The organism is Thermostichus lividus PCC 6715 (assembly GCF_002754935.1).
Classification (GTDB): Bacteria; Cyanobacteriota; Cyanobacteriia; order Thermosynechococcales; family Thermosynechococcaceae; genus Thermosynechococcus; species Thermosynechococcus lividus.
This window is the reverse complement of sequence record NZ_CP018092.1, coordinates 2,106,199-2,130,812: the sequence shown is the minus strand read 5'-3', so window position 1 is coordinate 2,130,812 and position 24,614 is coordinate 2,106,199. Positions and strand designations below refer to the sequence as shown.

Below are 24,614 nucleotides of genomic sequence, written 5' to 3'. Positions count from 1 at the left end.
TTCAACTAGTGGCAGGGTATCGCCAGTGGTGGGCGATCGCGGATGCGCTGTTTGAGCACTACAGACCTGCTAGACTGAGCAACAACGGCAGATGTGGAGACAAGTATGCGGCTTGGTGAACTGGCGGAACGGTTTGGTGCCTCCCTAGATGCAGTTGAGCTTAGCGATCGCCCAGTGTTGGGGGTCGCCCCCCTTGAAGCCGCAACAGCAACCGATGTGTCATTTTTGGCGAATCCGAAGTACACACCGCTATTGCAAACGACGTCTGCCGCTGCTGTGTTTGTGGGGGCTGATTTCCAAGGGGCAGCAGCCTGTCCATTGTTACGGGTGCCTCATCCCTATCTTGCCTTTGCCAAGTGTATTGAGTTGTTTTATCCCCAACCCCAACCCTTGGGCAAGATTCATCCCACCGCTATTCTGGGGGCAGACGTGGAGCTGGGGGCAGAGGTCACCATTGGCCCTTATACAGTCATTGGCGATCGCGTCCGCATTGGCGATCGCACCGTGATTCATAGTCACTGCACCCTGTATGACAACGTGGTTGTGGGGGCTGAGTGCTTAATCCACAGCCATTGTGCCCTGCGCGAAGGCGTGCAACTGGGCGATCGCGTCATCTTGCAAAATGGTGTGGTTTTGGGGGGAGATGGCTTTGGCTATGTACCTCTGCCGGATGGGCGGCACTATAAAATTCCCCAAGTGGGGACAGTCACCGTGGAGGATGATGTCGAAATTGGCGCCAGTACCACCATTGATCGAGCGACTCTCGGTGCCACCACCGTAGGGGCAGGCAGTAAAATTGATAACCTGACCATGGTGGCACACAACTGCACCATTGGTAAAAATACGATTCTCTGCGCCCAAGTAGGACTGGCTGGCTCTACTCATATTGGTGATCAGGTGATTTTAGCGGGGCAAGTGGGGGTAGCGGGGCACCTCACTATTGGCGATCGCGCCATCGTCTCTGCCAAATCAGGCATCAGTGGCTCTGTACCAGCCAACGCCCGCATGGGGGGCATTCCTGCCATGGAGCAACGTCTTTATTTACGAGTTTCTGCTGCACTCAAACAGTTACCCGACCTCCTGAAGCGCGTGCGTACCCTTGAAGCAAAACTGAAAGAGTGAACAAAAACTGCTTCGGCTATTTGTACAATGCTTGCGATCGCCCACGGTTTATACAAGGGTTGTTTCTGAAGCCTAACCGCAGAGTCTGCTTGTAAGCGTTCTGCAATAGGAATGTCTTGATCCATGCTCACGCCCGCTAAGCGTGTTTCCTGTTTCGAGGATATATGATACCCAAAAGGTGCTCTCCACGGGGTTGGGCAATTCCCAGAGTCGTAGGGTACCATCATCGCTGCTACTCAACCAAACATGATGCTTGTCACTATAAAACTCTACTGCACCAGTAGCGCGAGTCTGAACACTAAGATCACCAGAAGAAGATGTTGTTGAATCCGAAATTGCTTGACACTGTTGATCTTTGTATTCCAGAAGCTTTTCATAGGCGATATTAATTTTTTTGATATTCTCTTCAGCGTTTGTTTTTAGAACTGAATCATGGGGGTACAAGTCAGGATGCCAACGACGTACCAGCCGACGGTAAGCTAACTTGATTTCTTCAATAGAAGCGTCTAGGGTGAATTCTAGTACTTTCCAGTATTCTTCTAAATTCAGCATCTCAATGTTTGAATCCCTGAGATCGAACCTGAAATGTTGCTGCTAGTTCATAAGGCTGCTGAATATATTTATAATGGGATTTATCCTGAGCAAATAGCTTGACGATCTCTCAACACGTCTTCAGCAGAAACTATCCGGTAATTCTTTGTTATAAAGGTTTGGACATCGTAACGAATGTTATGGGTAATCCAAACATAAGTAATTCTAGCTTTGTCTTGCTCAGTAGTAGCACGTTGAGACAAAATCGCAGCTAATCTTCTAACCGATGTTCCAGTGTAAGGAATATGTTTACCATCAAAATCTATTTTTTCAAAGTTGACTTGAGATAGTCCTGAGCCACTAATTTCAGATGCTTTTGGAATGCGATGAATTGGAGGAACTAAAGGTGAAATACTAAATACTGTTGGTGTATTGATTGCTATTTGTCTTGATGCATCGGTTGACAAAAATAGATTAGCTGCTTGTTTATTTATTTTGTTGGCAATAATGATGAAAGTAAGGATACCAAGGGACAAGGATAGCCATTGAGCAAATACGCTGTAGCTGTAGGCTTTACCTCGATATCTAGGGGAACGTTTCATGAGCCTTATTCTATACTCTATGCTAATTTTGAGTCAAAACGATGTTCACCGCAACGGTAGTCCTAAAAATGTATAGCATTATACCATAGAAACCGCCGCTCCTTGACCCCCACCTGTTCCGAGGTGGGGGAATGCGTTGCTAATTTTGTTCAATCCTCGTCACCAGTTACACAGCCGGTGATGCTCAAGGTCTAGTTTAAGCTGGACTCGTTTTAGGTCTCGACTCAAGAGGATGTTTTTTGTTGGTTTTTTCTTGATTGTCATAATAAATTTATAGTTGGTTCAATAATGGGTATAAGCTGGCGCAGTCACAAAGGAGACTAGTATGGATGACCTGACGCTGCCACAGCAATTGAGCTTTCCGTGGAATCCACTTGTGACTGAGAACCAAGTGACACTGGCTCATTCTGTTGCCGATAGCCCCCAACAGCGTGTCCAACAACTAGAGCAGATCCTTGATCAATGTCAAACCTATATTGATGAACTCAAGCAACAACTCCGTAATCAGCAGTTTCTAGAAGACTTGCTAGCCCGCACTGAAGAAACCGCCCTCATCCAGCAGCAGGCCATCCTCACCCTACAAGAACAGCTTCACTCCCAAGCCACCTGCGCCCACCAGTTAGCAGAAATGACCAGTCGTCGCCAATCTTTGGAGATCATGGTGCAACAATCGCAAACTGAAATTCAGCACTTACATCAGGAGGTGGATCGGCTGCTGCACATTCAAGATGCTCTCGAAGCAAAATTAGTCAACAGTCATCGGTTGCTGCGGCAACGGGAGCACGACTTACAATTACTGGAATCGCAGCAACGGCAAGCTCATGAAGAAAAAGGGCTGCTCCAAACTCGCCTAGAGCAACTGCAACAAGAACTTAGCGATCGCGAAAATGACATCCGTGATCTGAGCAGTCGCCTGACTCAAGCCAATTACCTGATTGAGACCCAAGAACGAGTCATTAGTGCCCTGCAACAAACTCAAGGTCAAGAGTCCAGCAAAAATACAGTAATTCAGGGGCTTAGTAAAACCCTCTTGAAAACCCAAAAGACGCTGCAAGACCTGGAGCAAGAGTACCAGCTTCAGCGGCTGCAATACATGAAAGTGCAACACTACACCCAAGAGATAGAAGGTCGCTCCACGCAGCAACAGGCACGCCTCCAAAAGTTGGAAGCTCAGGTAGCCGAGCTTCAAGAGCAAATTCTGCATCAAGCCCAACAAGCCCGCGAGCAGGAAACCGCCATTCAGCATTGGAAGGATCGCTATAGCGCAGCGGAACGGGTGATTAGTCAACTGCAACAGGTGATTACCCAAATGGCGGCGGATAAGCCCACGCCACTCAATTCCCTACCATCAGGAAGCAGCCCCTAGACGTAATTGAGAGATCGATCGGGGTTCGCTATACTAATTCATAGTCGTTATGAGTTTGTTTTATGCCGAAGTTTATTGGCTGGGCGGGTAGTTTACGGGATGGCTCTTACTCACAAATGGCCTTGGACGCAGCGATCGCCAAAGCAGCGGCTCAGGGAGCCACCGTAGAGCGGCTGGATCTACGGCAACTGAACCTCCCCTTCTGTACTGGAGCGGATCACTACCCCGATCACCCCGATGTAGCAGTATTTCAGGCCAAAGTTACGGCAGCGGACGGCATTCTGCTGGTGACCCCTGAGTACCACGGTAGTGTTAGTGGGGTGCTGAAGAATTCCCTTGACCTGCTGAGCTTTCCGGAACTCAGTGGCAAGGTGGTCGCCATGATCAGTGTGCTGGGTGGCCAGGCAAACAGTAACGCCCTCAACGACCTGCGGGTGATTCTCCGCTGGGTACATGCATGGGTAATTCCAGAGCAGGTGGCGATCGGTCAAGCGTGGCAAGCGTTTACGCCAACAGGTCAACTCAAGGACGCTAAACTGGACGAGCGGCTAGACAAACTGATTACCAGTTGGCTTCAGACGACCCAACAATTGCGGCAACCCGTCTCCTCAACCTAACTGAACCTAACTGAGATCCTCCTGTAGCCATTGAGCTACCTGTTTGGCATGGTAGGTGAGGATCACATCTGCCCCTGCCCGCTTAAACCCGAGCAGGGTTTCCAAGACCACTTTTTTCTCATCAATCCAGCCATTGCCAGCGGCGGCCTTAACCATGGCGTATTCCCCAGAGACATTGTAGGCTGCCACCGGCACATCACTCACCTGCTTAAGCTGAGCAATCACATCCATGTAGGCTAGGGCAGGCTTAACCATGACCATATCTGCCCCTTCTTCAAGATCTAGGCTCACTTCCCGCACAGCTTCGCGCACATTGGCTGGATCCATCTGATAGGTTTTTTTATCGCCAAATTTCGGGGCTGAATCTAGGGCATCCCGAAACGGTCCATAGTAAGCCGAGGCATACTTAGCTGAGTAGGCAAGGATACCCACGTGGGTGTAGCCCGCTGCATCTAAGCCCGCGCGGATTGCGCCGATGCGACCATCCATCATATCTGAGGGGGCAACAAAATCCGCACCGGCGGCGGCTTGACTGACGGCTTGTTTCACCAGTACCGCAACGGTTTCATCGTTGAGGATTTCACCATTTTTGACGATGCCGTCATGACCTTCACTGCTGTAGGGGTCTAGCGCCACATCCGTAAAGATGAGTAGGTCTGGCAGGACGGCCTTGATGCCGCGTACCGATCGCTGCACCAGTCCCTCCGGGTTGTAGCTTTCTGTGCCTGCATTGTCTTTCAAGGCTTCGGGGACAAGGGGAAACAGGGCGATCGCCCCAATGCCTAAAGCATAGACATCTTTTAGCTCCAGAATGAGGCGATCAAGGGTATAGCGAAAGCAGCCGGGCATCGAGGGGACTTCTTGAACCTGATCGTCCCCTTCCATCACAAAGACTGGATAAATCAAATCGGCGCTGGAGAGGGTATGTTCGCGCACGAGACGACGTAGTTGAGGGGTACGGCGCAACCGCCGCGGGCGATGGGTTAGATCCATAAATTCTCAATTAAAATGGAATGCGCTAAAAAGTGTCTAGCAAACACGATCAGGTTGATTATCCCATTTCCGTGCTGCATTTTAGAGGGCTTCTGCCTCCACATCAACCGTGGTTCTTGGCACATCCGCGCGACTTTTTTTGCTTTTGAGATGCTCAATAACAATCTGGGTGACCTCACTGGCCAAAATCATCATTACGGTAATGTCATCCAACTGGCCAATCACAGGAATCAAATCTGGGGCAATATCGATAGGGCTGAATAGATAGACAAAACTAGCAATAATGATGAGCCAGCGGTATTTAGGGTGACGTAGCAATGTCCGATACCAGTTGTAAAACGCAGCCATAGGGGCAAAACCTCAGAACCTAATTTCTATTATGTCGTGCTCCTTGCCGTAGGGTTTGTTGACTGCTGATGAATCCTGCATGGGTTCGACACTGGTGTGCTAAGGGTTGCGACCGCGCTCCATATACCATAGATGCAAGAACTGTATCTTGCGCTTTCGCCACGGCCAAACCGTTTCCTTAAGCCCCTGTCGCGCCTATACTCGCCTATACTATAGAGGAGTCCCCATCTAATCAACAGTTTGCTATTGTTGGCCAATGATTGATCTTAGTGCCTTAAAGCGAGATTTGACAGCTCTGAACACTCGTCTGGGTCAAGCCCAGCACTATCTTTGACCCTGCGGCGCTCACCGCTAAGATTCACGATCTTGAGCATACGGCAGCCCAGCCTGACTTTTGGACTGATCAAGCTGCTGCCCAAGCGACTCTGCAACAGCTTACTGAGGCTAAGGAAGCTCTAGCGCAACTCTCAAGCTGGCAAAAGAGTGTTGAGCATGTTGAAGCTGCGCTGGAACTGCTGGAGCTAGAGAGTGATCCGGGGCTTTACGATGAGGCGATCGCCCTGCTGCAACAGCTAGAGGCAAAACTCAGTCGTTGGGAACTAGAACAGCTTCTGAATGGCCCCTACGATAAAAATAATGCCATCCTAACGATTAATGCTGGAGCAGGGGGCACCGATGCCCAAGACTGGGTGGAAATGCTGCTGCGTATGTACACTCGCTGGGCAGAGCGACAGGGGTACCAAACCCACATTGCTGAATTATCAGAGGGGGAAGAAGCTGGCATTAAGTCTGTAACGTTGGAAGTTAAAGGTCGCTATGCCTACGGCTATTTACGCTCAGAAAAGGGAACGCATCGCTTGGTGCGAATTTCTCCCTTTAACGCCAATGGCAAGCGGCAGACTAGTTTTGCTGGCGTGGATGTCATGCCAGAGTTGGATCAGTCCGTCACCCTTGAGATTCCAGAAACAGACCTAGAGATCACGACGTCCCGCAGTGGCGGCAAAGGAGGGCAAAATGTCAACAAGGTGGAAACGGCGGTGCGCATTGTCCATAAACCCACTGGCCTAGCTGTGCGCTGCACTCAGGAGCGATCGCAACTGCAAAACAAAGAAAAGGCACTGGCCATCCTCAAGGCAAAGTTACTGGTGATTGCCCAAGAGCAAAAAGCGAAAGAGATTGCCGATATTCGCGGCGATGCCGTGGAAGCCGCGTGGGGCACGCAAATCCGTAACTACGTGTTTCACCCCTACCAGTTGGTTAAAGACCTGCGCACTGAGGTAGAGAGCACCGCTGTGCAAGATGTGATGGACGGCGATATTGATAGATTCATTCAAGCGTACTTGCGGCAGCAAACCGATGCCTAGAAAAATTCCATCGCCTATCTCAATCATGTTAAAGTGCCTCAAAGATTTGCGATCATTGACATCCTCCCTTCACTGCGCTCAGGAAGGGGATTCCATCGTCGCCGATGAAGGTTCCTGCTTCAACGAGGTGACGTGCTCAACCGCTGTCTCCAGAAGATGAGTAGCGGCCTCCTCTCCACCGGCGTAAGGTTCTGTGTGCCCTACAGTACGTCAACCTAGCTCCAAAATCTTGATAGTTGCGTTGGGGTCTCTGTCCAGCACAGTTCCGCACTGGCACAAATGAGGACGAGTGCTGAGGGATGCCTTGACCAAATGGCCGCAACACGAGCATGTCTGGGAGCTGTACTGAGGTGGGACAGCGACAGTTACCACCCCAAATCCGGTCCCGGGCAGTCCTACACATGAGTTGGCTGACAAACCGGGCAAGGTGGTTGGGGAGCAGACATGGGGATTCTGAAAGAACTCTTGCTTCTCTATCCTCTTGGTGTACCGGAGTTCTTTGTTGAGATGCTAGCGAATCCTGATCCGCTCATTCTGATCCGCTCATTTTGCCAGAGTGCAGCTAGCAGCAGAGTAATCCAGTTATTTGCGCTCTACCAATGGAGAGCCGATAACGCTAAGAGGCGCAAAACCGCTATAATGAGTGTTTGTTCTAAACACTGTGTTGATTATCGCTGTCTAAGGTGACCCGTGGCCAACATTAAATCTGCTGCCAAGCGCGCTCAAATTGCCGAGCGCAATCGCCTCCGTAACAAATCCTACCGCTCTGCAGTACATACTCTGACGAAAAACTACCTCAATGCCCTCAGTCAATACACGGCCAACCCTTCACCCGAGCAGTTAGCAGAGGTGAACCAACGTTTAAGCACTGTGGTGAGCAAAATTGATAAGGCAGTTAAGTGCGGCGTGCTTCATCGGAATACAGGTGCTCGTCGTAAAGCTCGCTTAAGCCGAATTTTCAACAAAGCAACCCAACCTTCCTAATTTTTATATTTTTATGCTGGTGGATACCCACGTCCATCTGAATTTTGCTAATTTTGCTGCCGACTTAGAGACTGTAGCTCAGCGGTGGCGGGAAGCAGGGGTCGTCAGGTTGGTACATTCCTGTGTTGAACCAACGGAGTTTACCGACATTCAAGCCCTAACGGTAAAATTTCCAGAACTCTTTATGGCCGTGGGTTTGCATCCCCTAGATACAGATCAGTGGCATCCTGATCTGGCTAGTACTATTGCCTCCCTTGCTGCCAGTGATCCCAAGGTTGTTGCCATTGGTGAGACTGGCTTAGACTTTTATAAAGCGAACAATCAGTCTCAGCAAGAGGAAGCGTTTTGGGCGCAGTTGGCAGTGGCTCATTCCCTTAGTTTGCCTGTCATTATTCATTGCCGTGAGGCGGCGGCAGCAACCCGGAATGTGTTGCAGCAGTTTCAACGTCAGTACGGATCACTACAAGGGGTCATGCACTGCTGGGGCGGCACACCAGAGGAAACGGAATGGTTCTTAGAGCTAGGGCTATACATTAGCTTTAGTGGCACGGTAACCTTCAAAAATGCTAAGCAAATTCAGGCGGCGGCGCAAATGGTTCCGGGCGATCGCCTCCTCATTGAAACTGATTGTCCATTCCTTGCGCCTGTCCCCAAGCGGGGGGAAAAGCGTAATGAACCCAGTTATGTTCGCTTTGTGGCCTCAGCGATTGCAGCACTTCGTCAGTGTGATGTAGCTGAGCTAGGGGTACAAACAACAATCAATGCCTGCCGCCTTTTTCGCCTGCCGCCACCAGAAATGCTAGAGACTCAGGCCGGGCGTGTTGACCCTTAGAACCGCTCATTCGTTAAAACATTCAGGGTATTTCCTCACTACCAGAGTCTGCCGGTTTAGGATCAAAGGTGTAGTGAAGTTTGTACGAGCTGGAACCGCAGCTCGGGTTCGCCCTTTCTTCAGATATTTTTCTCTAGAAACGTTGCATCAGAATCATTCTGGCGAATCAACAGCCTGTACCAGTCTGGCGAAAGAGCAGATAGTCTGTGCATTTTGTTTTATCTTTTGAGTTCTGAAGCAGGCTGTCGTGGCTTCAACAGTTGATGTATGAGGGAATTTATGGTTAGCGCTCTCTCCCCCACAACTCAATCAATTCGTGCGTTTGGGATTGCCCGCGCCACTATTGAGGGTCAGCCCCTCAGTGCTGCAGAAGTGGATGCCATCGATGCTTACTTCCGTGCCTGTAATTACCTTGCGGTAGGCATGATTTACCTGCGGGACAACCCCCTGCTCAAAGTTCCCCTGCAACCAGAGCACATTAAGAAACGCCTCTTGGGGCATTGGGGAGCCAGCCCTGGACTTTCTTTTATCTACATTCATCTCAACCGCATTATTAAAAAATATCAACAAGAGATTATTTTTCTGGCGGGTCCCGGCCACGGTGCCCCCGGTGTCTTAGCGCCTGTGTATCTCGAAGGAAGTTATTCCGAGATTTACCACAACATTAGTGAAGATGAGCACGGCCTCAAAAAATTTTTCAAGCAGTTTTCATTTCCTGGCGGTGTGGGTAGCCACTGCACCCCAGAAACCCCCGGCTCAATTCACGAAGGGGGAGAACTGGGTTATGTGCTCTCCCATGCCTGTGGTGCTGCTTTTGACAATCCCAACCTGATTGTGGCCGCAGTGGTAGGAGATGGCGAATCGGAAACAGGGCCACTGGCTACCTCGTGGCACATTAATAAGTTCCTGAACCCTGTACGCGATGGCGCAGTCCTGCCAATTTTGCACCTGAATGGCTACAAAATTAACAACCCCACACTATTGGCGCGTATTCCCCACGCCGATCTCGAGCATCTCTTTCGCGGTTATGGTTATGAACCTTGCTTTGTCGAAGGCTCTGACCGTCCCTCAATGCACCAAGCAATGGCGGCAACCCTAGAGTACTGTGTAAACAAAATTAAGGAAATTCAACAGGCAGCTCGGGAGCAGGGGGTAACGCCTCTACCCCGCTGGCCGATGATTATTTTGCGGACACCCAAGGGCTGGACAGGGCCGGCTGAAGTGAATGGACGGAAGGTAGAAGGGTTCTGGCGAGCACACCAAGTGCCCATGGCCGATGTGCACAGCAACCCCGCAAACCTGCAATTGCTGGAGAAGTGGTTGCGCAGTTACCATCCGGAAGATTTATTTGATGATAAGGGAACCTTTCGCCCTGATCTAAAAGCACTGGCACCAACCGGCACCTACCGCATGGGGATGAACCCTCATGCCAATGGGGGGCTGCTCCGCAAAGACCTAAAAATGCCAGATTTCCGGGAGTATGGTATTACCGTTGAGAAGCCTGCCCAACTAGAAGTGGAAAACACACGACCCCTTGGCGTTTTCCTGCGGGATGTGATGCGCCAAAACATGACGAATTTCCGCGTCTTTGGTCCTGATGAAAACACTTCAAACAAACTTAATGCCATTTATGAAGTTAGCAAAAAATTCTGGATTGCTGAATTCTTTGAAGAGGATGAAGATGGCGGTGAGTTATCCACCGATGGTCGTGTCATTGAAATGCTCAGTGAGCACACCATGGAAGGGATGCTAGAGGGCTACCTGTTAACAGGACGGCACGGCTTCTTTTCCACCTATGAGTCTTTTGTGCATGTCATTGACTCAATGTTTAATCAGCATGCCAAGTGGCTGAGTATCTGCAATGAACTGTCGTGGCGCGCTGATATTGCTTCGTTGAACTTATTGATCACCTCGACGGTGTGGCGGCAGGATCACAATGGCTTCACTCATCAAGATCCGGGCTTTTTGGATGTGGTCTGTAACAAGAGTGCAGCGGTGACGCGAATTTATCTACCGCCCGATGTCAACTCCTTGCTATCGGTGGCGGATCACTGTTTGCGTAGCAAAAACTATGTGAATGTCATTGTGTCGGATAAGCAATTGCATTTGCAGTACATGGATATGGATGCGGCCATTAAGCACTGCACGAAGGGATTGGGAATTTGGGATTGGGCTAGTAATGATCAAGGCTATGAGCCGGATCTGGTGATGGCCAGCGCGGGGGATATTCCCACCCAAGAAGCCTTGGCGGCGATCGCCCTGCTGCGGCAAGAGTTTCCCGACCTGAAAATCCGCTACATTAACGTTGTGGATTTATTTAAGTTGCAACCGGAAACAGAGCATCCCCACGGCCTGAGCGATCGCGATTTTGATAGCCTATTCACACTAGATCGGCCAATTATTTTCAACTTCCACGGTTATCCATGGCTGATTCACCGCCTCACCTACCGCCGTTATAACCACGTCAACCTGCATGTGCGTGGCTATAAAGAGAAAGGCAACATTAACACCCCCCTCGAGCTAGCGATTAACAATGAAATTGACCGCTTTAGCTTGGCGATCGATGCCATTGACCGGCTGCCCGAGTTGCAGGTGGCCGGTGCCCATGCCAAGGAAAAATTCCGCAATATGCAGATTGAAGCCCGCAACTACGCCTACGAGTTTGGGATCGATAAGCCGGAGTTTAGCCACTGGACATGGCCACTTTAGCCCTTTGCGGTCATAGAAATCTCGCTCTCGCTTGGATATGTAAGCTCGCATCTCCCAAGTCAGAGGGACGTATTTCGCTGCAGACTTAACTGCTCTAGGCTCTTGAAGACCGTTTGCGGCAACATGATGGCTGTGGGGTGCATTCTCGATACACTGGGGGAATGCGAGATAACCTCTGTAAATACCTTGCTGAACAATACCCTACCGCCTTTACCCAGTGGCTTCTCAACGATGTCTCAGAAAATGTTTCAGTTCTCAAAACCGAACTGAACCTTGAACCGATTCGTGCAGATGCCGTCACCCTCGTGCGAACGCAACACTGCATTCTGCATCTAGAATTTCAGGTCGAACCAGAGCCAGCCCTACCCTTACGGATGCTGGACTACTGGCTGAGGCTCTATCGCACTTACCAATGCGAGATTGTCCAAGTCTTAATTCTGCTGCGACGAACACGGGTGCAGGTGCCCGATGTCTTTGAGTGGCCAAACACCACTCATCGCTACCGAGTGGTGAAACTCTGGGAAGAAGACCCACGGCAATTTTTTGCCATTCCTGGTCTATTGCCCTTTGCAGTGTTGGGGAAAACAAATAACGAAGCTGGTTTGTTGCAAGCCGTTGCTGACCAGATTCGTCAGATTGACTCCAAGCAGACCCGGCAAGAGTTGAGTACCATCGTTCAACTGCTCGCTGGGTTACAGTACAGTAAGGAGCTGATTCAAGCGATTTTTCGGGAGGGAATGATGCGCGAATCCGTGATTTACCAAGAAATTCTTCAAGAAGGACAACGAGAGGGAGAGAAAATTGGGCTTCAGCGTGGCCGACAAGAAGGGCGACAAGAAGGACAACTGGAGGGAGAATGTACGCTTATTCTCCGCCAACTCCGCCGCCGATTCGGGACACTACCCGATGCCGTGGTTCAACATATCCGTGGGCTATCTCTCGAACAGTTGGATGCTTTAGGAGAAGCTCTTCTCGATTTCCAAGACTTTAACGATCTCGCAATGTGGCTAGACTCTCAACCCAATCGTTAACTTAATGAGAGGTTCGGGGAGCGATAAGTCCCGCGGTGTATGCGAAACATCAGCGTCGGGAGGATGTCACACTGTTAGTCAGTTGGCTTAGATTCTTTCGCACCTATGAGGGTACTTATCGGCTATGGCTGGTGCACTCGAAAGACTCTTGATAGCAAGGCTAGGACAAGCTGCGGATTGCATTGAAGGGTGGGCAGCGTTCTTCGTCTAATTGCTGCAAATACTGGCGGTGCTGGTAATAGTCGTGGCGCAATTGCTCTAAAGCCTGTAGGCGATCCGCATCAATGCCGGGAATACTCTGAATGTCGGTACTAGGGCTGGTGATCATGCGCTCAAGGTATTGGCGGAGAGCTTCACTAGCGGGAGCCTCACTTAAAATGAGAGCTACAGTTTCTTGCCAAGACTGCAAAAGATAGCGACAGCGTTTCTCGACGGCAATGCGCTCCAAGACGGCGGCAGTTGCTTGGATGGTTAATTCGGGTCGCTCTAAGCTAACGGCAGTGATTTCATCAAGGTGCAGCAGGGGGGCAATCATGTTGGCGTGGTTATCTTCACTGATGGCATCAAAGAGGCGGCTGACCAAATCTACCTCTGTGAGGCGTGTGGCGGTATCGGTAGTCGGGGACAGCAGCCATTCGGCTGTATAGGGATCATCGGGAGCAGGTAAACCAGCGCAGAGATCTTCCTCAATGGCTAAAATTTGCCGCCACAGCCAGCGATGGTGGGATAGGCTAAACTCAATATCCCGTGCCTGTAGAGTCTGGCGAATGAGGGGGCGATAGTCACCCCGGTGGAGGTACAGTCGCAGCAATTGTTCTTCGGCAGCTTGGCGGAGGTTGTAGTCCGCTGGGCGTTGCCATTTTTGGGATCGTCCCTGCCACCGTTGCCCCCGTACCTGTTGCCGCAGGGATTCCTCTAAGCGCAGAATGAGGCGACTGTCACCGCGCCCCAGTAACTCGGCACAGCGGTGGATATAGTGACTGCGCAGGGCGGCATTGGGTAATTTTCCTAGCAGTTGAGTGAGCGCTTGGCTGGCTTGGTGGAACTGATCACTTTGGTTCAGATCGTACCGGGCAAGGGTGGTGTCCAGTTGCCAGTCTAGCCAAAGGGGAGCGGTATCCAGCAGGGTTTGGTAGCGATCGCCCGTTGCTTGTGCTAAAAATTCGGCGGCATCTTTACCGGCGGGTAGGGTTAAAATCCGTAGAGTCAGATCGCCACGGTAAGCCAAGTCTGCCGCTTCACCAATGGCGCGATCGGTGGCGCGTTGTCCTGCGGTATCGGCATCGAAATTGAGGATAATCTGCTTGGACTCGGTGTAGCGCAGAAGCAGTTTAATCTGGGCTTGGCTGAGGGCAGTACCAAGGCTGGCCACTGCTTGGGTTAACCCTGCTTGGTGCAGCGCCATGACATCAAAATAGCCTTCGACCACAACCGCTTGATCCTTATGAACAATGGTTTGCCGCGCTTTATCCAAGCCAAAGAGCAACTGCCCCTTATTAAAAATGGGGGTTTCGGGGGAGTTGAGGTATTTCGGCTCCTCGTTGCTGAGGGTGCGACCGCCAAAGCCCACCACCCGTCCTTGGCTGTCCATAATGGGGATCATCAGGCGATCGCGAAAACGGTCGTAGTAGCCGTCGGCAGTGCGTCGGGGGACAATCAGCCCTGCCTGTTCAACCAAGCTAGCGGGATAGCCCTTTTGCTCAACAAGATAGCTATAGATAACCTGCCAACCAGCGGGTGCATACCCTAGGCGAAAGTGCTGAATTGTCGCTTCCGTTAAGTGGCGCTGCTGCCGCAGATAGGTGTAGGCAGCCTCACCGATGGGTTGGCGCAGAGCGTGTTCATAAAAACTAGTCGCGATCGCCAGAAGTTCGTAGAGTTGCTCTTGAAGGGATAAACGCACCTGTAGCGCTTGTTTGTGGGCGGCGTCTAGCGTTCGCACCGGCACCTGATACTGCTGAGCTAACTCCAGTACCACATCGCCAAAGGAGCGTTTTTGCAGTTCCATCAGGAACTTAATGGCATTCCCCCCCGCCCCACAGCCAAAGCAGTAATAAAACCCTTTGCTGGGGCTAACCGTGAAGCTAGGAGTTTTTTCGTCGTGGAAGGGGCAACAGCCAACGTACTCCCGTCCCCGTTTGCTCAACACAACATGCGCTGCCACTACATCGACGATGTTGACGGCTTCACGCACGGCTTCAATGGTATCGGGGTGGAGACGGGGAATATCCATAGGTTTTCAGGATAGCTGATCCCCACTGGGGAAGACGGGAGACTAGACTACTTCGCGAACACGAGGCTGCCCCTCTACAAGTTCACCCACCAGAACGACATCGGCCACATTGACAAAGAGACCATTTTCAAGCACCCCAGGAATATTGTTGATCGTCTTTTCTAGGGCTGCGGCATCCGCAATCTCGGCAAAGGTTACGTCTAATACAAAGTTACCTTGGTCAGTAATCACAGGCCCATCTTTCTTAACCCCCATGCGCAGTTCTGGTTTGCCTCCCAAGGCGGTTAAGGCACGGCTAACAGGACTCAGGGCAAGGGGCAAGACCTCGACAGGAACTGGAAATGTTGAACCAAGCCGTTCTACAAGTTTGCTGCTATCCACGACCACAAGGAATTGATCCGCCAGCGAGTCAACAATTTTCTCGCGGGTATGAGCGGCACCCCCCCCTTTGATTAAGTTTTTAGCTGGATCTACTTCATCCGCACCGTCAATGGCAACATCAATTTTAGTGACATCATCGAGGGTGACGAGGGGGATACCGTACTGCTTTGCCAGTACCGAGGCTTGAAAGGAGGTGGGCACACCGCGAATATTGCTCAGCTCGCCGTTGCGCAGGCGATCGCCCAAGAATTCAATCACAAAGGCAGTGGTTGAACCCGTACCTAGCCCCACCACCATGCCCGACTGGACGCGATCCGCAGCCGCTTTGGCCACCGCTTGCTTCATTTGTTTAACGGCGTCTTGACTCATGCCCAAGCTCCCATACATTTCCCAAACAGCACAATAGCATAGTGGAGCAGGGCATAACCGATGCTCCGGTATGATGGCTTGGGAACTTCGCGAGAACTGTTCAACGGTACCTTGACCTCTCCCGCACTCAGGCAACGTTAACGCTGAGGCAGCGCAGGGGAGACTGACAGGGCGGTGTTGGGGTCTCGCTCTTGAATTAAGAGGGCGGCGGCAACCACCCCCACTGCGGGCACGAGCACCATTCCTGCAAGGGGAACCAATAGACCCAGACACTGTGCCAAACCAAGGCCGTAGATTTCTGGGGTGTAGGCTCGGGTTAAAACTTGGCGTTCCTTAAGGGTTCTACTGTGCTTTTCCAGCGGATAATCAAAACTCCCTCGCCCAAAGAAGTAGCTATTGACTAGCACCATTACGATGGGTTGCAGTGGGCCACACAGGAACGACAGTAGTAAACAAACCAGTTGCACAAGTGCGTCCCGCAGGGCAAACCAGCCGCCCACAATGGTATTGAAGAGGTCTCGCCGCCAACCCACCTCAATGGTATGGCCGGTTGTAATTTTCTCTACACGATTGAGAAGTGGGCCCAAGAAGGGAATCACCACCAATGGAATGAGGGTTTGGTAGCCAATTAGTGCCAAAAAGAGAGCGATCGCCACGGCGACCACATCCACAACCGCATCGTAGAGCCACTGCCATGACCCCAAGGGCACCACTACCCATTGTTCCCCAAGGGTTTGCACCGCCACGAAAGCGCTAATAATCAAGGCTGTGCCCAGTAAAAAACTCACGATCGCCGGTAGCAGGAGGTAGGCCCACAAACGATGGCGGGCAATAAAGCGTAAGCCACGACCAAAGGCGAAAAATCCCCGCTGAAACCGCTGACTTACCGACCACATTCGTCCCAGCACTGGTCTGCCTTAGAACCCATTCGGGGGATCCTAGCTTATCCGCGGCGGGGTGGTGTGCCCTCATCATCCGGGGGGGCGCATCGGCCATCAGGTGAGTCGTGTCGGTGCGATCGTTCTGGGATACAGGGGGCGTACCGGGTCGCCAAAGCCATGTGGCCAGCACTCCCAAGGTCAGTATTCCCACCAACAGTGGCACAAAAAAGTTAGTCATTATGATTACTCGCGTGGATTTCATGATTAATTACATACTGACAGACGTGGTGTCTTTTCAGCGTAGGTTACCTGACGCCACACGGCTGGGTTCAGTTCCGACCATGGCGGCCATCTTAAGCTATGGTTGAAATGAAACTTTGGGCTTGCAAGAGTAACGATAGTGATGGCGCTGTCACCCTTCTGGATCTGGTGTATTGCGGCAGTCATTCTCTTTTTGATGGAGTTTTTTCTGCCCACCGCTTTTGTGGAAGCCACCCTCGGCATCAGTGCATTGATTGTGGCCTTCACCTCGTTTCTAATTCCCAGTTTTCCCCTACAGGTGGTGCTCTGGATTCTGCTATCGGTGGTGGTGGTCTTCCTAATGCGCCGCTATCAGCCGAAACGCACTGCCCCAATTCTCAAAGAGGGGGCTGAAGCACAAACGATTAGCCAAATTTTGCCGGGGGAAACAGGGCGGGTACTTTACGATGGCATTTCGTGGCAAGCGCGGTGTGATGATCCCCATCTGGCGATCGCCGAGAATCAGCGAGTGATTGTTATTGGCCGCCAAGGCACGACCCTCATTGTGGTGCCCGAAGACACCATTTCATGATGAACTCCCCAAGGGGTAGTCCTGTAGTGGTAACAATGCGCTAGAGGCGATGTCCCTTGTCTGCAATCTTTAACGTTAAGTCCACTAGCTTTGCTGCTGCTCCAGGGTCTCCTACGACGTTCTGTAATGCCGCTTTCATGGCAACCAAGTCTTGGGGATGCTCTAAGTAGTAAAGAATCTGCTGTGCCACTGCGTGGGGATCAAGGGGGCCGACGAGCTCCGGTACGATTTCTTGCTGTGCCCACAGGTTTGGCCACGCTTTGTAGCCCAAGCCTTGCTTGACCAGTTGCCAATCCATCTCTGGGGCTTGAAGGAGTTGCCAGAACTGCCGCCAACCTAACCCTTTGGCCACTAATGCCCAAAACACCAAGGCGGTCCAGTGCCGACCAATGGCAGGCAGCGCCACCAGTAACCCCGCCAATCCATCCCAAGGATGCGCCCGCTGTACCCGCAGTTGTTGTGCAGGCAGGAGCACGATCATGGGCACATTTAAGGCCGCTAGCTCAGCAGTGTTGGCACCAACGGTTGTGACGGCGATCGCCACTTGGCGCAGCAGCGGATAATTGGGTAATTGCTGCCACAAATACACCTTGGTGCCCTTGGGAGTTTCAAGGTAGGGAATGCCCTCTAGTGGTTGCTGCAGTTGAGCCGTTGTGCCAGCAATGTGCTTTAGATCGGGGTTATGCTGCGGGTCAGCATAGCGACCCAAGGTCTCGAGGGTGAGGGTGGGCGCCACAGGAATGACACATGCAACAGGCGGGTTCACCGTGGCTAAATGATCGGCGATCGCCAAGCAGAGGGGCACCCCCAGTTTGAGCTTATTTGGCTTTGACCCCGCCATCAGTGCAACCAACGGTGTGTCGGCTGCTATGCCCAAGTCTTGGTGCACCTGCGGTTGCTCCCCACGCCCAAGGGTTTGCACATCGGTCATCAGATCTCCAATAACCGCCACATGGGCACGGGTTGGTGGCAGCGGCAGCGGACGGCGCAGAGCAATCACATCGACCCAGCGGTGCCAACGCGCCTGCCATTCACAGTAGAGAATACAGCGATAGCCTAAGCGTTTCGCCAGCAGCACCGCAAACAGTTGATCGCCGCCTAGAAAAACCACAACCCCGTGAGGGAGCCAGTCCCAACCGCTAGAGGTCGTTTTGGTGCACAATAATCGCCAAAATTCTTGCACCGGCAACACCCGATCCACCCCAGGATAGCGGCGGGCAATGTCCGCCTCGCGGCCACTGGCATGGGGACAGGGCACCATTACGACCGAGATGCGAACCTGATCTGTAGCCTCCTGCCGCAGAGCCGTAACGTAGGGATACACCCACGTTGCCAACTCCCCGGGGCCATTACTGAGAACAACAATATCCTGTTCTGCCGCCATGTCCCCTGTTGCGTTACCCTATCCTTGCTACCGTACCATGAAGCCTTCGTCGATGTACCGCAATCCTGCACCCACAGTTGACATCATCATTGAACTGTTAGATTATCCCCAGCGACCCATTCTCCTGATTGAGCGCCGCTATCCTCCCTTAGGTTGGGCTATTCCGGGAGGCTTTGTGGACTACGGCGAATCGGTGGAGGTGGCCGCCCAGCGCGAAGCTCGTGAAGAAGTGAGCCTTGAGATCACACTCCAAGAATTACTATATGTGTACTCAAATCCTGCTCGAGATCCCCGCCAGCACACCCTCAGTACAGTGTTTATTGCCACAGCCCACGGTACGCCCGTCGCGGCAGACGATGCAAAGGCTGTGCATATTGTACCCCTTGATCAGTTGCCGTCTTCCCTTTGCTTTGATCACGCGCAAATTCTCAAGGATTATCTGCACTGGCGGCAGACGGGTCAGCGGCCTCGACCGCATCAGTTGTAGCTTGCCAACACAACCAGTTGCTCAGTTCGGGCATTGGAGTTGGCTCTCCCTCGCCTTGATGCTGCCACAGGATGGTAAAGGCTCCTGCGCCTTCCTGCTGCTGCGGCCAGAGGCGATAGCAAGGCAACTCACTTAGGTGAGACTGATAGGCAGCCAGTTGGGGAACAGTCTGGGGATAAATTGGGGATACTTGGCACTAAACCACTTGGCCACCTCTTCGTTTTCTTCGCGACTAAAGGTACAGGTGCTGTAGAGGAGCCAGCCTTGGGGGCGCACCAACGCCGCCGCTGCCGCCAGAATTCGTTTTTGACGGCGTTGATTATGGCGCAGGGTCAGGGGATGGAAACAGCCCTCAGCGGTCTGGCCTTTGGCTAGCAGGGACTGGCCGGAACACGGGGCATCGACGATCACCACCTCAGCCGTCTGAGGCAGGGTTGCTGCTAAATCGGCACTATCACAGCAGGTGACCCCCACTGGATGAACACGACAGCGTTTGAGGTTACTAATTAACATCCCTAGGCGCTTAGGGATTGCTTCATTGCAAAGTAAGTAATCGGGCTTGAGGGCGCGCCATGCCAATAGACTTTTGCCTCCCGGCGCTGCACAAACATCAATGATCAGGCTAGGGGAGGGGGGCAAGGAAAGGAGGGGAACAGCCGCAAAAACGGAGGAGCTATCTAGGCAGTAGTAGGCACCTGCTTGGTGGAGTGGATGTTGCCCCGCCCGAGTGCCCACGGCCAGTCGGCTCACCCATGGGGGTTGCCAAGGGAGAGGAGGAAGGACTGGAAACGGCGAGGGGGTAGGGGGATCCTGGCGCCAGAGGATCGCTGGCGGTAAGGGCTGAGGGATGAACAATGCTGCCAAAAAGCGTTCCCGTTCGGCAGCAGCCTCAAACAGGCGTTCCGCACAGTTGAGCGCCAAACGGGAGGGCTTGACCACTGCTGCTAGGGAGTGTTAGGGGGCAACGGCCACAGCGCGATGAAGGGCGTCCGCTAGGGCACGGACACTGGCAATCATGGCGACTTCGCTGTTGAGTTGGTTCACCGCCGAGCCAACGCCAACCCCAGCAGCACCACTGGCGATCGCCAAGGGAATGGTGACAGCTGACAAGCCAGACGCACAGAGAACGGGAATGGAGACGGCCTGAGAGATTTCGTAGGCCGCCGCAAGGGTCGGAGCAGCCTTTTCAATTAGACCTAGAGTGCCACTATGGCGCGGTTGACTGCTCGTTCCCCCCTCCGTTTGGATGACATCCGCGCCCGCCTCTACTAAGGATTCCGCTAGGGTTACCTGTTCATCCAGCGGCAAAGTGTGGGGCACTGTCACCGAGAGCATAATTTGAGGCAGCAAGGAACGGGTTTGCCGGGTCAGTTCAAGAACTTCCGTGGCACTGAAGACACGGCCTTGGGCATAAAAACTATCGTAGTTGCCAATTTCTACGAGATCTGCACCTGCTGCAACTGCCTTCACCAGCAGGCACGGATCCACCGCAGACACACAAATGGGCAGCGTGGTAACCTCTTGGGCAATCCGCACGAGATCTGGATCAGCAGCAATATCCACCAATGTGGCTCCGCCATGCTCTGCGGCGGTGACCACCGCACGAACGCGATCGCCATCAAAATTGTTGAGGCCACTAATGATCTTCAGTACTGAGCGCTGGGCAAATGCAGCAGCTAAACGCGGATGCAGCATAAACTTGAAACTTCCAAATAATAGTCGTTGTTCTATCCTATCCTGAGACGGCATAGGAACGGCTGACCTGCTCGGAAAGGTAATCGGCAGCCGTGGCCACCAAGGGAATGATACGAGCGTAGGACATGCGTGTTGGCCCAAGAATACCAATCGTGCCAACGGGGGCGTTCCTGCAGCAGTAGCAGGAATAGACCAAGGTGCAGCAGTGCATTGGCGCAAGGGCATTTTCAGTGCCAATGCGAATTTGCACTTGGGAAGAGGCGGTGTGATCGGGGCTGATCAAAGGAGTGAGCTGATCCTGCTGATCCTCAAGGAGGTGCAAGAGCATTTGCACTTGTTCCACCTGCGAGAATTCCGGTTGCTGCAACACATCGGCAAGACCACTGACCACAAGGGAGGTGCCTTCTTGGGCATAGCGTTGGCTCAGTTGTTGAAACAGGGACTGGAGGTTTTGGCCATAGTCCTGAAAGTCAAGGTCTAATTGCTGCCAGTCAATGAGCGTTAAATCAACTAGCGATCGCCCCCGCAATTGATGGTTCAAAAAATTTGTTAACACCTGCAATGTCCGATCCCGCAGGTCAATCTCTTGCGGTTCACTGGGCAAGGAAATGACTGCCGATTGGGTTTCATAGCTATCCAGCACTAGGATAACCATCACCTGTTGCGCATCCAGCGCCACCAGTTGAATTAAACGGATGCGCCGCTCTAGACTGTTGGGCAAGGAAATTAATGTAATGTATCCACTCAGATCAGATAACAGTTGAGCAGCTTGACGCAAAATTACTTCCAAGCGATAGCGCCCCCACAAAAACTGCTCGGCCAAGAGGGACTCAGCTTTTTGCGCCACATCGGGGATAGGCTGAACTAACTCATCAACGTAGAGACGGTAGCCAGAGTCCGAGGGAACACGGCCGGCGGAGGTGTGGGGTTGGTAAAGCAGGCCACTGCGTTCTAGCAGCAGCATAATATTGCGCACCGTGGCGGGGCTAACCTTAAGGTTATATTCGGTGGCGATCGCCTTAGAGCCAACGGGTTCTGCCGTTGCAATGTAGTGGTTGATGGTGGCACCAAGAATTTGCTTCTGGCGATCGTTCAGTTCAATCGTCATAACCCCACACATCCCTAACGTTGATCGTCCGTGCTTCCTTTTATCTATAAACCAGTGAACGCTGATTCAGCAATGCAAAATCCTACAGGTGCCGCATCTAAATAATCATTGCAATCTTAGGTCTGGGGTCTAGTTGCCCCTAGGGTGTCCCCTAGACTAGAAAGTAAGGATACCCGTCAAGACACAGCGGAAGGAGGTGAAGTTGCGCGTCGTCCTCATGGCTGGAGGCAGTGGTACACGGCTGCGCCCCCTCACTTGCGACTTGCCCAAGCCAATGGTGCCAGTGGTCAATCGTCCTATTGCAGAGCACATTCTCAATCTGCTGCGCAGCCACGGCCTAGATGATGTGGTGATGACCCTGCACTATCTCCCTGATGTTGTGCGCGATTATTTTGGGGATGGCAGTGAGTTTGGGGTGCACCTGAGCTATGTGGTTGAGGAAGAGCAGCCCCTTGGTACCGCTGGCTCTGTGAAAAATATTGCCCACCTGCTGGCGGATCCCTTCTTGGTGGTCAGTGGCGACAGCATTACGGATGTGAACCTCAGCGAGGCCATTCGCTTTCACCACCAACACCGTGCTCCCGTTACCTTGATCTTAGCTCGAGTGTCCAATCCCAAGGAATTCGGGATTGTCTTTACGGATGAGGAGGGGCGGATTCGCCGCTTTCTCGAGAAGCCCTCAGCGGGGGAAGTCTTTACAGATACTGTCAACACCGGTATGTACCTGCTCAGTCCAACCGTGATGGACTATCTCAGCGGCGGGACAGAGCGGGACTTTTCTCGAGATTTGTTTCCCCTGTTGCTCCAGGCAGACGTGCCCATGTACGGGTACATTACCGATGCCTATTGGTGCGATGTGGGTAGCTTGCAAACCTATCAGCAGGTGCAGCGGGATGCCCTCTACGGTCGAGTTCAGTTAGACATTCAGGGCACTGAGGTACAGCCGCGGGTGTGGGTGGGGCGCAACACCACCTTGCCCCAGGATATCCAGCTAGAAGACCCGATTGTGCTTGGGAATAACTGCCGCCTTGGTGCGGGCGTAACCCTCGCTGCAGGGACGGTGCTGTCAGATAACGTCATTGTTGGCAATGGCAGCCAACTGCGCGGTGTGGTGGCTTGGAATGGGGTGTTTGTTGGCGATGATAGCCACCTCGAGCACTGCATCTTGGCTCGCCATGTGCATGTGGATCGCCACGTCACTCTCAACGAAGGGGTGATTGTCGGTACCCGTTCAGTGATTGGGGAGGAGGCCAGCCTCAGTCAAGGAGTGCGGCTGTGGCCGGGCAAGCGGATTGAGCCGGGGGCGATCGTTAACGAAAGTTTGATCTGGGGAACCACAGGGCAGCGGTATCTATTTGGCCAGCGGGGGGTGGCGGGGGTGGCCAATGTGGATATTACCCCAGAGTTTGCCGTACGTTTGGCGGCAGCCTATGCTTCCACCCTTGAGCCGGGCACCAGTGTACTTGTTTCTCGCGATCAGCGCAGTGTCTCGCGTATGGTGGCGCATGCCCTGATGTCGGGGTTGATGTCTGTGGGGATTCATGTCTTGAATTTGGAGGCGATCGCCCTGCCCATTGCCCGCTTTGCGGCTCAGACCCTTTCGGTGAGCGGCGGTATTCACGTTCGTGCCCACCCCGATCGCGCCGATCAATTGCTAATTGAATTTTTTGACCATAAAGGCATTAACCTGAGTCGTGCCCGCGAACGCCAGATTGAAACCGCCTACTTCCGTGAAGATATTCGCCGGGTCATTCTCAGGGATGTGGGGACGATGGCACAACCCAACAATAGCGTTGCTGCCTACGCCCAAGGGTTTGAAAAATGGCTGAATACAAAACTGTTTTATGGCAACCCCGCCAAAATTGTTATTGACTACGCCTATGCGGTATCGGGGGTGGTGCTGCCACAAATCCTCAATAAGTTTGGCTGTGATGCAGTGGTGTTGAATGCAACCCTGCACCCCACCCCCCTCAATATTTTGGAGCGCCAGCGTCTGCTACGGGAACTGGGACAAGTCGTCACAGCACTGTCCGCCAGCTTAGGGGTACAGGTGTCCGCCAATGGCGAGCGGCTCACCCTTGTGGATAACAGTGGCGCGGTGGTCAGCGATCAGGAACTCACAGCACTAATGACCTACTTGGTCTTGCTGACCCATCCCGGCAGTACAGTGGCTGTTCCCGTCACCACCTCCAGCGCAGTAGAAACCATTGCCCAGCAGTTGGGGGGGCACATTCTGCGCACCCGCACCAACCCTACAGATCTAATGGAAGCCTGCCAGCACCACAGCGGCGTGGTTCTTGGCGGAGCAGCGGAAACGGGCTTTATTTTTCCCCAGTTGCATCCGGGCTTTGATGCCATGTTTACCATCGCCACCCTCATTGAAATGCTGGCCTTGATTGGTAAGCCCTTAACTGCGATACGCCAAGAGCTACCCAAAGTTCACTACCATCACCGTGCTATCCGCTGCCCGTGGATTGCCAAAGGGTCCTTAATGCGCCACCTTGTGGAAACCCAGCCACGGGCACACCTGAACTTGATTGATGGGGTTAAAATTGGCGACCCCAACACCAATAACTGGATCTTGGTCTTGCCCGATGCCAGTGAACCCTTAGTGCACCTGTACGTCAACAGCCATGACGCGGCGTGGAATGAGCAGATGTTGCACCGTTATACGCACCGCATTGAACAATTCGCCCGCCTAGAAACGGTGGCAGATGCAAAAATATAAGAAGAACTCGTAAAATT

The 24,614-nt window shown here is 52.5% G+C and carries 24 protein-coding genes; 12 read left to right on the top strand and 12 right to left on the bottom strand.

What is annotated here, in order from left to right; translation table 11 throughout:
- Positions 1-105: 105 nt before the first annotated feature.
- The gene (gene lpxD, locus BRW62_RS10385; RefSeq protein ID WP_099799363.1) at positions 106-1,122 is read left to right on the top strand and encodes a UDP-3-O-(3-hydroxymyristoyl)glucosamine N-acyltransferase; all 1,017 of its coding nucleotides are present in this window, start codon (positions 106-108) and stop codon (positions 1,120-1,122) included.
- A gap of 72 nt (positions 1,123-1,194) precedes the next feature.
- Here the strand turns inward: lpxD and BRW62_RS10380 are convergent, their stop codons facing one another.
- Positions 1,195-1,674 carry a J domain-containing protein gene (locus tag BRW62_RS10380; protein WP_099799362.1) on the bottom strand — a complete coding sequence of 160 codons (480 nt, stop codon included), beginning with the start codon at positions 1,672-1,674 and terminating at the stop codon, positions 1,195-1,197.
- Between the two features lie 80 nt (positions 1,675-1,754).
- Complete coding sequence (locus BRW62_RS13150; protein ID WP_157768361.1) at positions 1,755-2,255, bottom strand: hypothetical protein; 501 nt, start codon at positions 2,253-2,255, stop codon at positions 1,755-1,757.
- 325 nt (positions 2,256-2,580) lie between these two features.
- On the opposite strand from BRW62_RS13150, the gene BRW62_RS10375 reads away from it, so the two are divergent.
- Together BRW62_RS10375 and BRW62_RS10370 are read left to right on the top strand one after the other, a co-directional pair.
- Positions 2,581-3,621: a coiled-coil domain-containing protein gene (locus BRW62_RS10375; protein ID WP_099799361.1), complete on the top strand. Its 1,041-nt coding sequence runs from the start codon at positions 2,581-2,583 to the stop codon at positions 3,619-3,621.
- A gap of 62 nt (positions 3,622-3,683) precedes the next feature.
- On the top strand, positions 3,684-4,238 hold the full coding sequence (locus tag BRW62_RS10370; protein ID WP_099799360.1) for an NADPH-dependent FMN reductase: 555 nt from the start codon (positions 3,684-3,686) through the stop codon (positions 4,236-4,238).
- A gap of 6 nt (positions 4,239-4,244) precedes the next feature.
- Here the strand turns inward: BRW62_RS10370 and hemB are convergent, their stop codons facing one another.
- Together hemB and BRW62_RS10360 are read right to left on the bottom strand one after the other, a co-directional pair.
- Positions 4,245-5,231: a porphobilinogen synthase gene (gene hemB, locus BRW62_RS10365; RefSeq protein WP_099799359.1), complete on the bottom strand. Its 987-nt coding sequence runs from the start codon at positions 5,229-5,231 to the stop codon at positions 4,245-4,247.
- Positions 5,232-5,312: 81 nt separating this feature from the next.
- Positions 5,313-5,579: a YkvA family protein gene (locus BRW62_RS10360; RefSeq protein ID WP_099799358.1), complete on the bottom strand. Its 267-nt coding sequence runs from the start codon at positions 5,577-5,579 to the stop codon at positions 5,313-5,315.
- A 256-nt stretch (positions 5,580-5,835) separates the two neighbouring features.
- On the opposite strand from BRW62_RS10360, the gene prfB reads away from it, so the two are divergent.
- Positions 5,836-6,943 (top strand): peptide chain release factor 2 gene (gene prfB / locus BRW62_RS10355; RefSeq protein ID WP_157768360.1). Its coding sequence is split into 2 segments (ribosomal slippage): positions 5,836-5,910 and positions 5,912-6,943, totalling 1,107 coding nucleotides; the frame shifts between segments, so codons are not numbered across the junction.
- Positions 6,944-7,153: 210 nt separating this feature from the next.
- On the opposite strand, the gene BRW62_RS15345 is transcribed toward prfB, so the two are convergent.
- Positions 7,154-7,315, bottom strand: a complete 162-nt coding sequence (locus BRW62_RS15345; RefSeq protein ID WP_198406011.1) for a zinc ribbon domain-containing protein — start codon at positions 7,313-7,315, stop codon at positions 7,154-7,156.
- A 318-nt stretch (positions 7,316-7,633) separates the two neighbouring features.
- On the opposite strand from BRW62_RS15345, the gene rpsT reads away from it, so the two are divergent.
- The 4 genes from rpsT to BRW62_RS10325 all read left to right on the top strand — a co-directional run bounded on the left by rpsT (position 7,634) and on the right by BRW62_RS10325 (position 12,499).
- Complete coding sequence (gene rpsT, locus BRW62_RS10340; protein ID WP_099799355.1) at positions 7,634-7,927, top strand: 30S ribosomal protein S20; 294 nt, start codon at positions 7,634-7,636, stop codon at positions 7,925-7,927.
- Positions 7,928-7,940: 13 nt separating this feature from the next.
- Entirely contained in the window at positions 7,941-8,759 is an 819-nt protein-coding gene (locus tag BRW62_RS10335) for a TatD family hydrolase (RefSeq protein WP_099799354.1), read from the top strand.
- A gap of 279 nt (positions 8,760-9,038) precedes the next feature.
- Positions 9,039-11,468, top strand: a complete 2,430-nt coding sequence (locus BRW62_RS10330) for a phosphoketolase family protein (RefSeq protein WP_099799353.1) — start codon at positions 9,039-9,041, stop codon at positions 11,466-11,468.
- 161 nt (positions 11,469-11,629) lie between these two features.
- Positions 11,630-12,499 (top strand): Rpn family recombination-promoting nuclease/putative transposase, encoded by an 870-nt coding sequence (locus tag BRW62_RS10325; protein ID WP_099799352.1) that lies wholly within the window; start codon positions 11,630-11,632, stop codon positions 12,497-12,499.
- A 160-nt stretch (positions 12,500-12,659) separates the two neighbouring features.
- Here BRW62_RS10325 and dnaG read toward each other — a convergent pair whose 3' ends face one another.
- The 3 genes from dnaG to BRW62_RS10310 all read right to left on the bottom strand — a co-directional run bounded on the left by dnaG (position 12,660) and on the right by BRW62_RS10310 (position 16,378).
- Complete coding sequence (gene dnaG / locus BRW62_RS10320; RefSeq protein ID WP_099799351.1) at positions 12,660-14,732, bottom strand: DNA primase; 2,073 nt, start codon at positions 14,730-14,732, stop codon at positions 12,660-12,662.
- A 42-nt stretch (positions 14,733-14,774) separates the two neighbouring features.
- Entirely contained in the window at positions 14,775-15,482 is a 708-nt protein-coding gene (rpiA, locus tag BRW62_RS10315) for a ribose-5-phosphate isomerase RpiA (RefSeq protein ID WP_099799926.1), read from the bottom strand.
- A gap of 137 nt (positions 15,483-15,619) precedes the next feature.
- Positions 15,620-16,378, bottom strand: a complete 759-nt coding sequence (locus BRW62_RS10310) for an EI24 domain-containing protein (RefSeq protein ID WP_099799350.1) — start codon at positions 16,376-16,378, stop codon at positions 15,620-15,622.
- A gap of 110 nt (positions 16,379-16,488) precedes the next feature.
- Here BRW62_RS10310 and BRW62_RS13145 point away from each other — a divergent pair, with 110 nt between their 5' ends.
- Both BRW62_RS13145 and BRW62_RS10300 read left to right on the top strand, forming a co-directional pair.
- Positions 16,489-16,731: a hypothetical protein gene (locus BRW62_RS13145; RefSeq protein ID WP_157768359.1), complete on the top strand. Its 243-nt coding sequence runs from the start codon at positions 16,489-16,491 to the stop codon at positions 16,729-16,731.
- 35 nt (positions 16,732-16,766) lie between these two features.
- Complete coding sequence (locus BRW62_RS10300) at positions 16,767-17,195, top strand: NfeD family protein (RefSeq protein ID WP_099799349.1); 429 nt, start codon at positions 16,767-16,769, stop codon at positions 17,193-17,195.
- 40 nt (positions 17,196-17,235) lie between these two features.
- Here BRW62_RS10300 and BRW62_RS10295 read toward each other — a convergent pair whose 3' ends face one another.
- On the bottom strand, positions 17,236-18,579 hold the full coding sequence (locus BRW62_RS10295; RefSeq protein WP_099799348.1) for a glycosyltransferase family protein: 1,344 nt from the start codon (positions 18,577-18,579) through the stop codon (positions 17,236-17,238).
- On the opposite strand from BRW62_RS10295, the gene BRW62_RS10290 reads away from it, so the two are divergent.
- Positions 18,578-19,066 (top strand): NUDIX domain-containing protein, encoded by a 489-nt coding sequence (locus BRW62_RS10290; RefSeq protein ID WP_227517368.1) that lies wholly within the window; start codon positions 18,578-18,580, stop codon positions 19,064-19,066. The two genes, BRW62_RS10295 and BRW62_RS10290, sit on opposite strands and share 2 nt — an antisense overlap.
- Before the next feature lie 132 nt (positions 19,067-19,198).
- On the opposite strand, the gene BRW62_RS10285 is transcribed toward BRW62_RS10290, so the two are convergent.
- The 3 genes from BRW62_RS10285 to hrcA are packed head-to-tail and all read right to left on the bottom strand — an operon-like array spanning position 19,199 to position 21,869.
- Positions 19,199-20,005 (bottom strand): RsmB/NOP family class I SAM-dependent RNA methyltransferase, encoded by an 807-nt coding sequence (locus BRW62_RS10285; protein WP_198406010.1) that lies wholly within the window; start codon positions 20,003-20,005, stop codon positions 19,199-19,201.
- A gap of 15 nt (positions 20,006-20,020) precedes the next feature.
- Positions 20,021-20,761: a DUF561 domain-containing protein gene (locus tag BRW62_RS10280; protein ID WP_099799346.1), complete on the bottom strand. Its 741-nt coding sequence runs from the start codon at positions 20,759-20,761 to the stop codon at positions 20,021-20,023.
- A gap of 37 nt (positions 20,762-20,798) precedes the next feature.
- On the bottom strand, positions 20,799-21,869 hold the full coding sequence (hrcA, locus tag BRW62_RS10275; protein WP_099799345.1) for a heat-inducible transcriptional repressor HrcA: 1,071 nt from the start codon (positions 21,867-21,869) through the stop codon (positions 20,799-20,801).
- Between the two features lie 202 nt (positions 21,870-22,071).
- Here hrcA and BRW62_RS10270 point away from each other — a divergent pair, with 202 nt between their 5' ends.
- Complete coding sequence (locus tag BRW62_RS10270) at positions 22,072-24,597, top strand: mannose-1-phosphate guanyltransferase (protein WP_099799925.1); 2,526 nt, start codon at positions 22,072-22,074, stop codon at positions 24,595-24,597.
- The last annotated feature ends 17 nt before the right edge of the window (positions 24,598-24,614 follow it).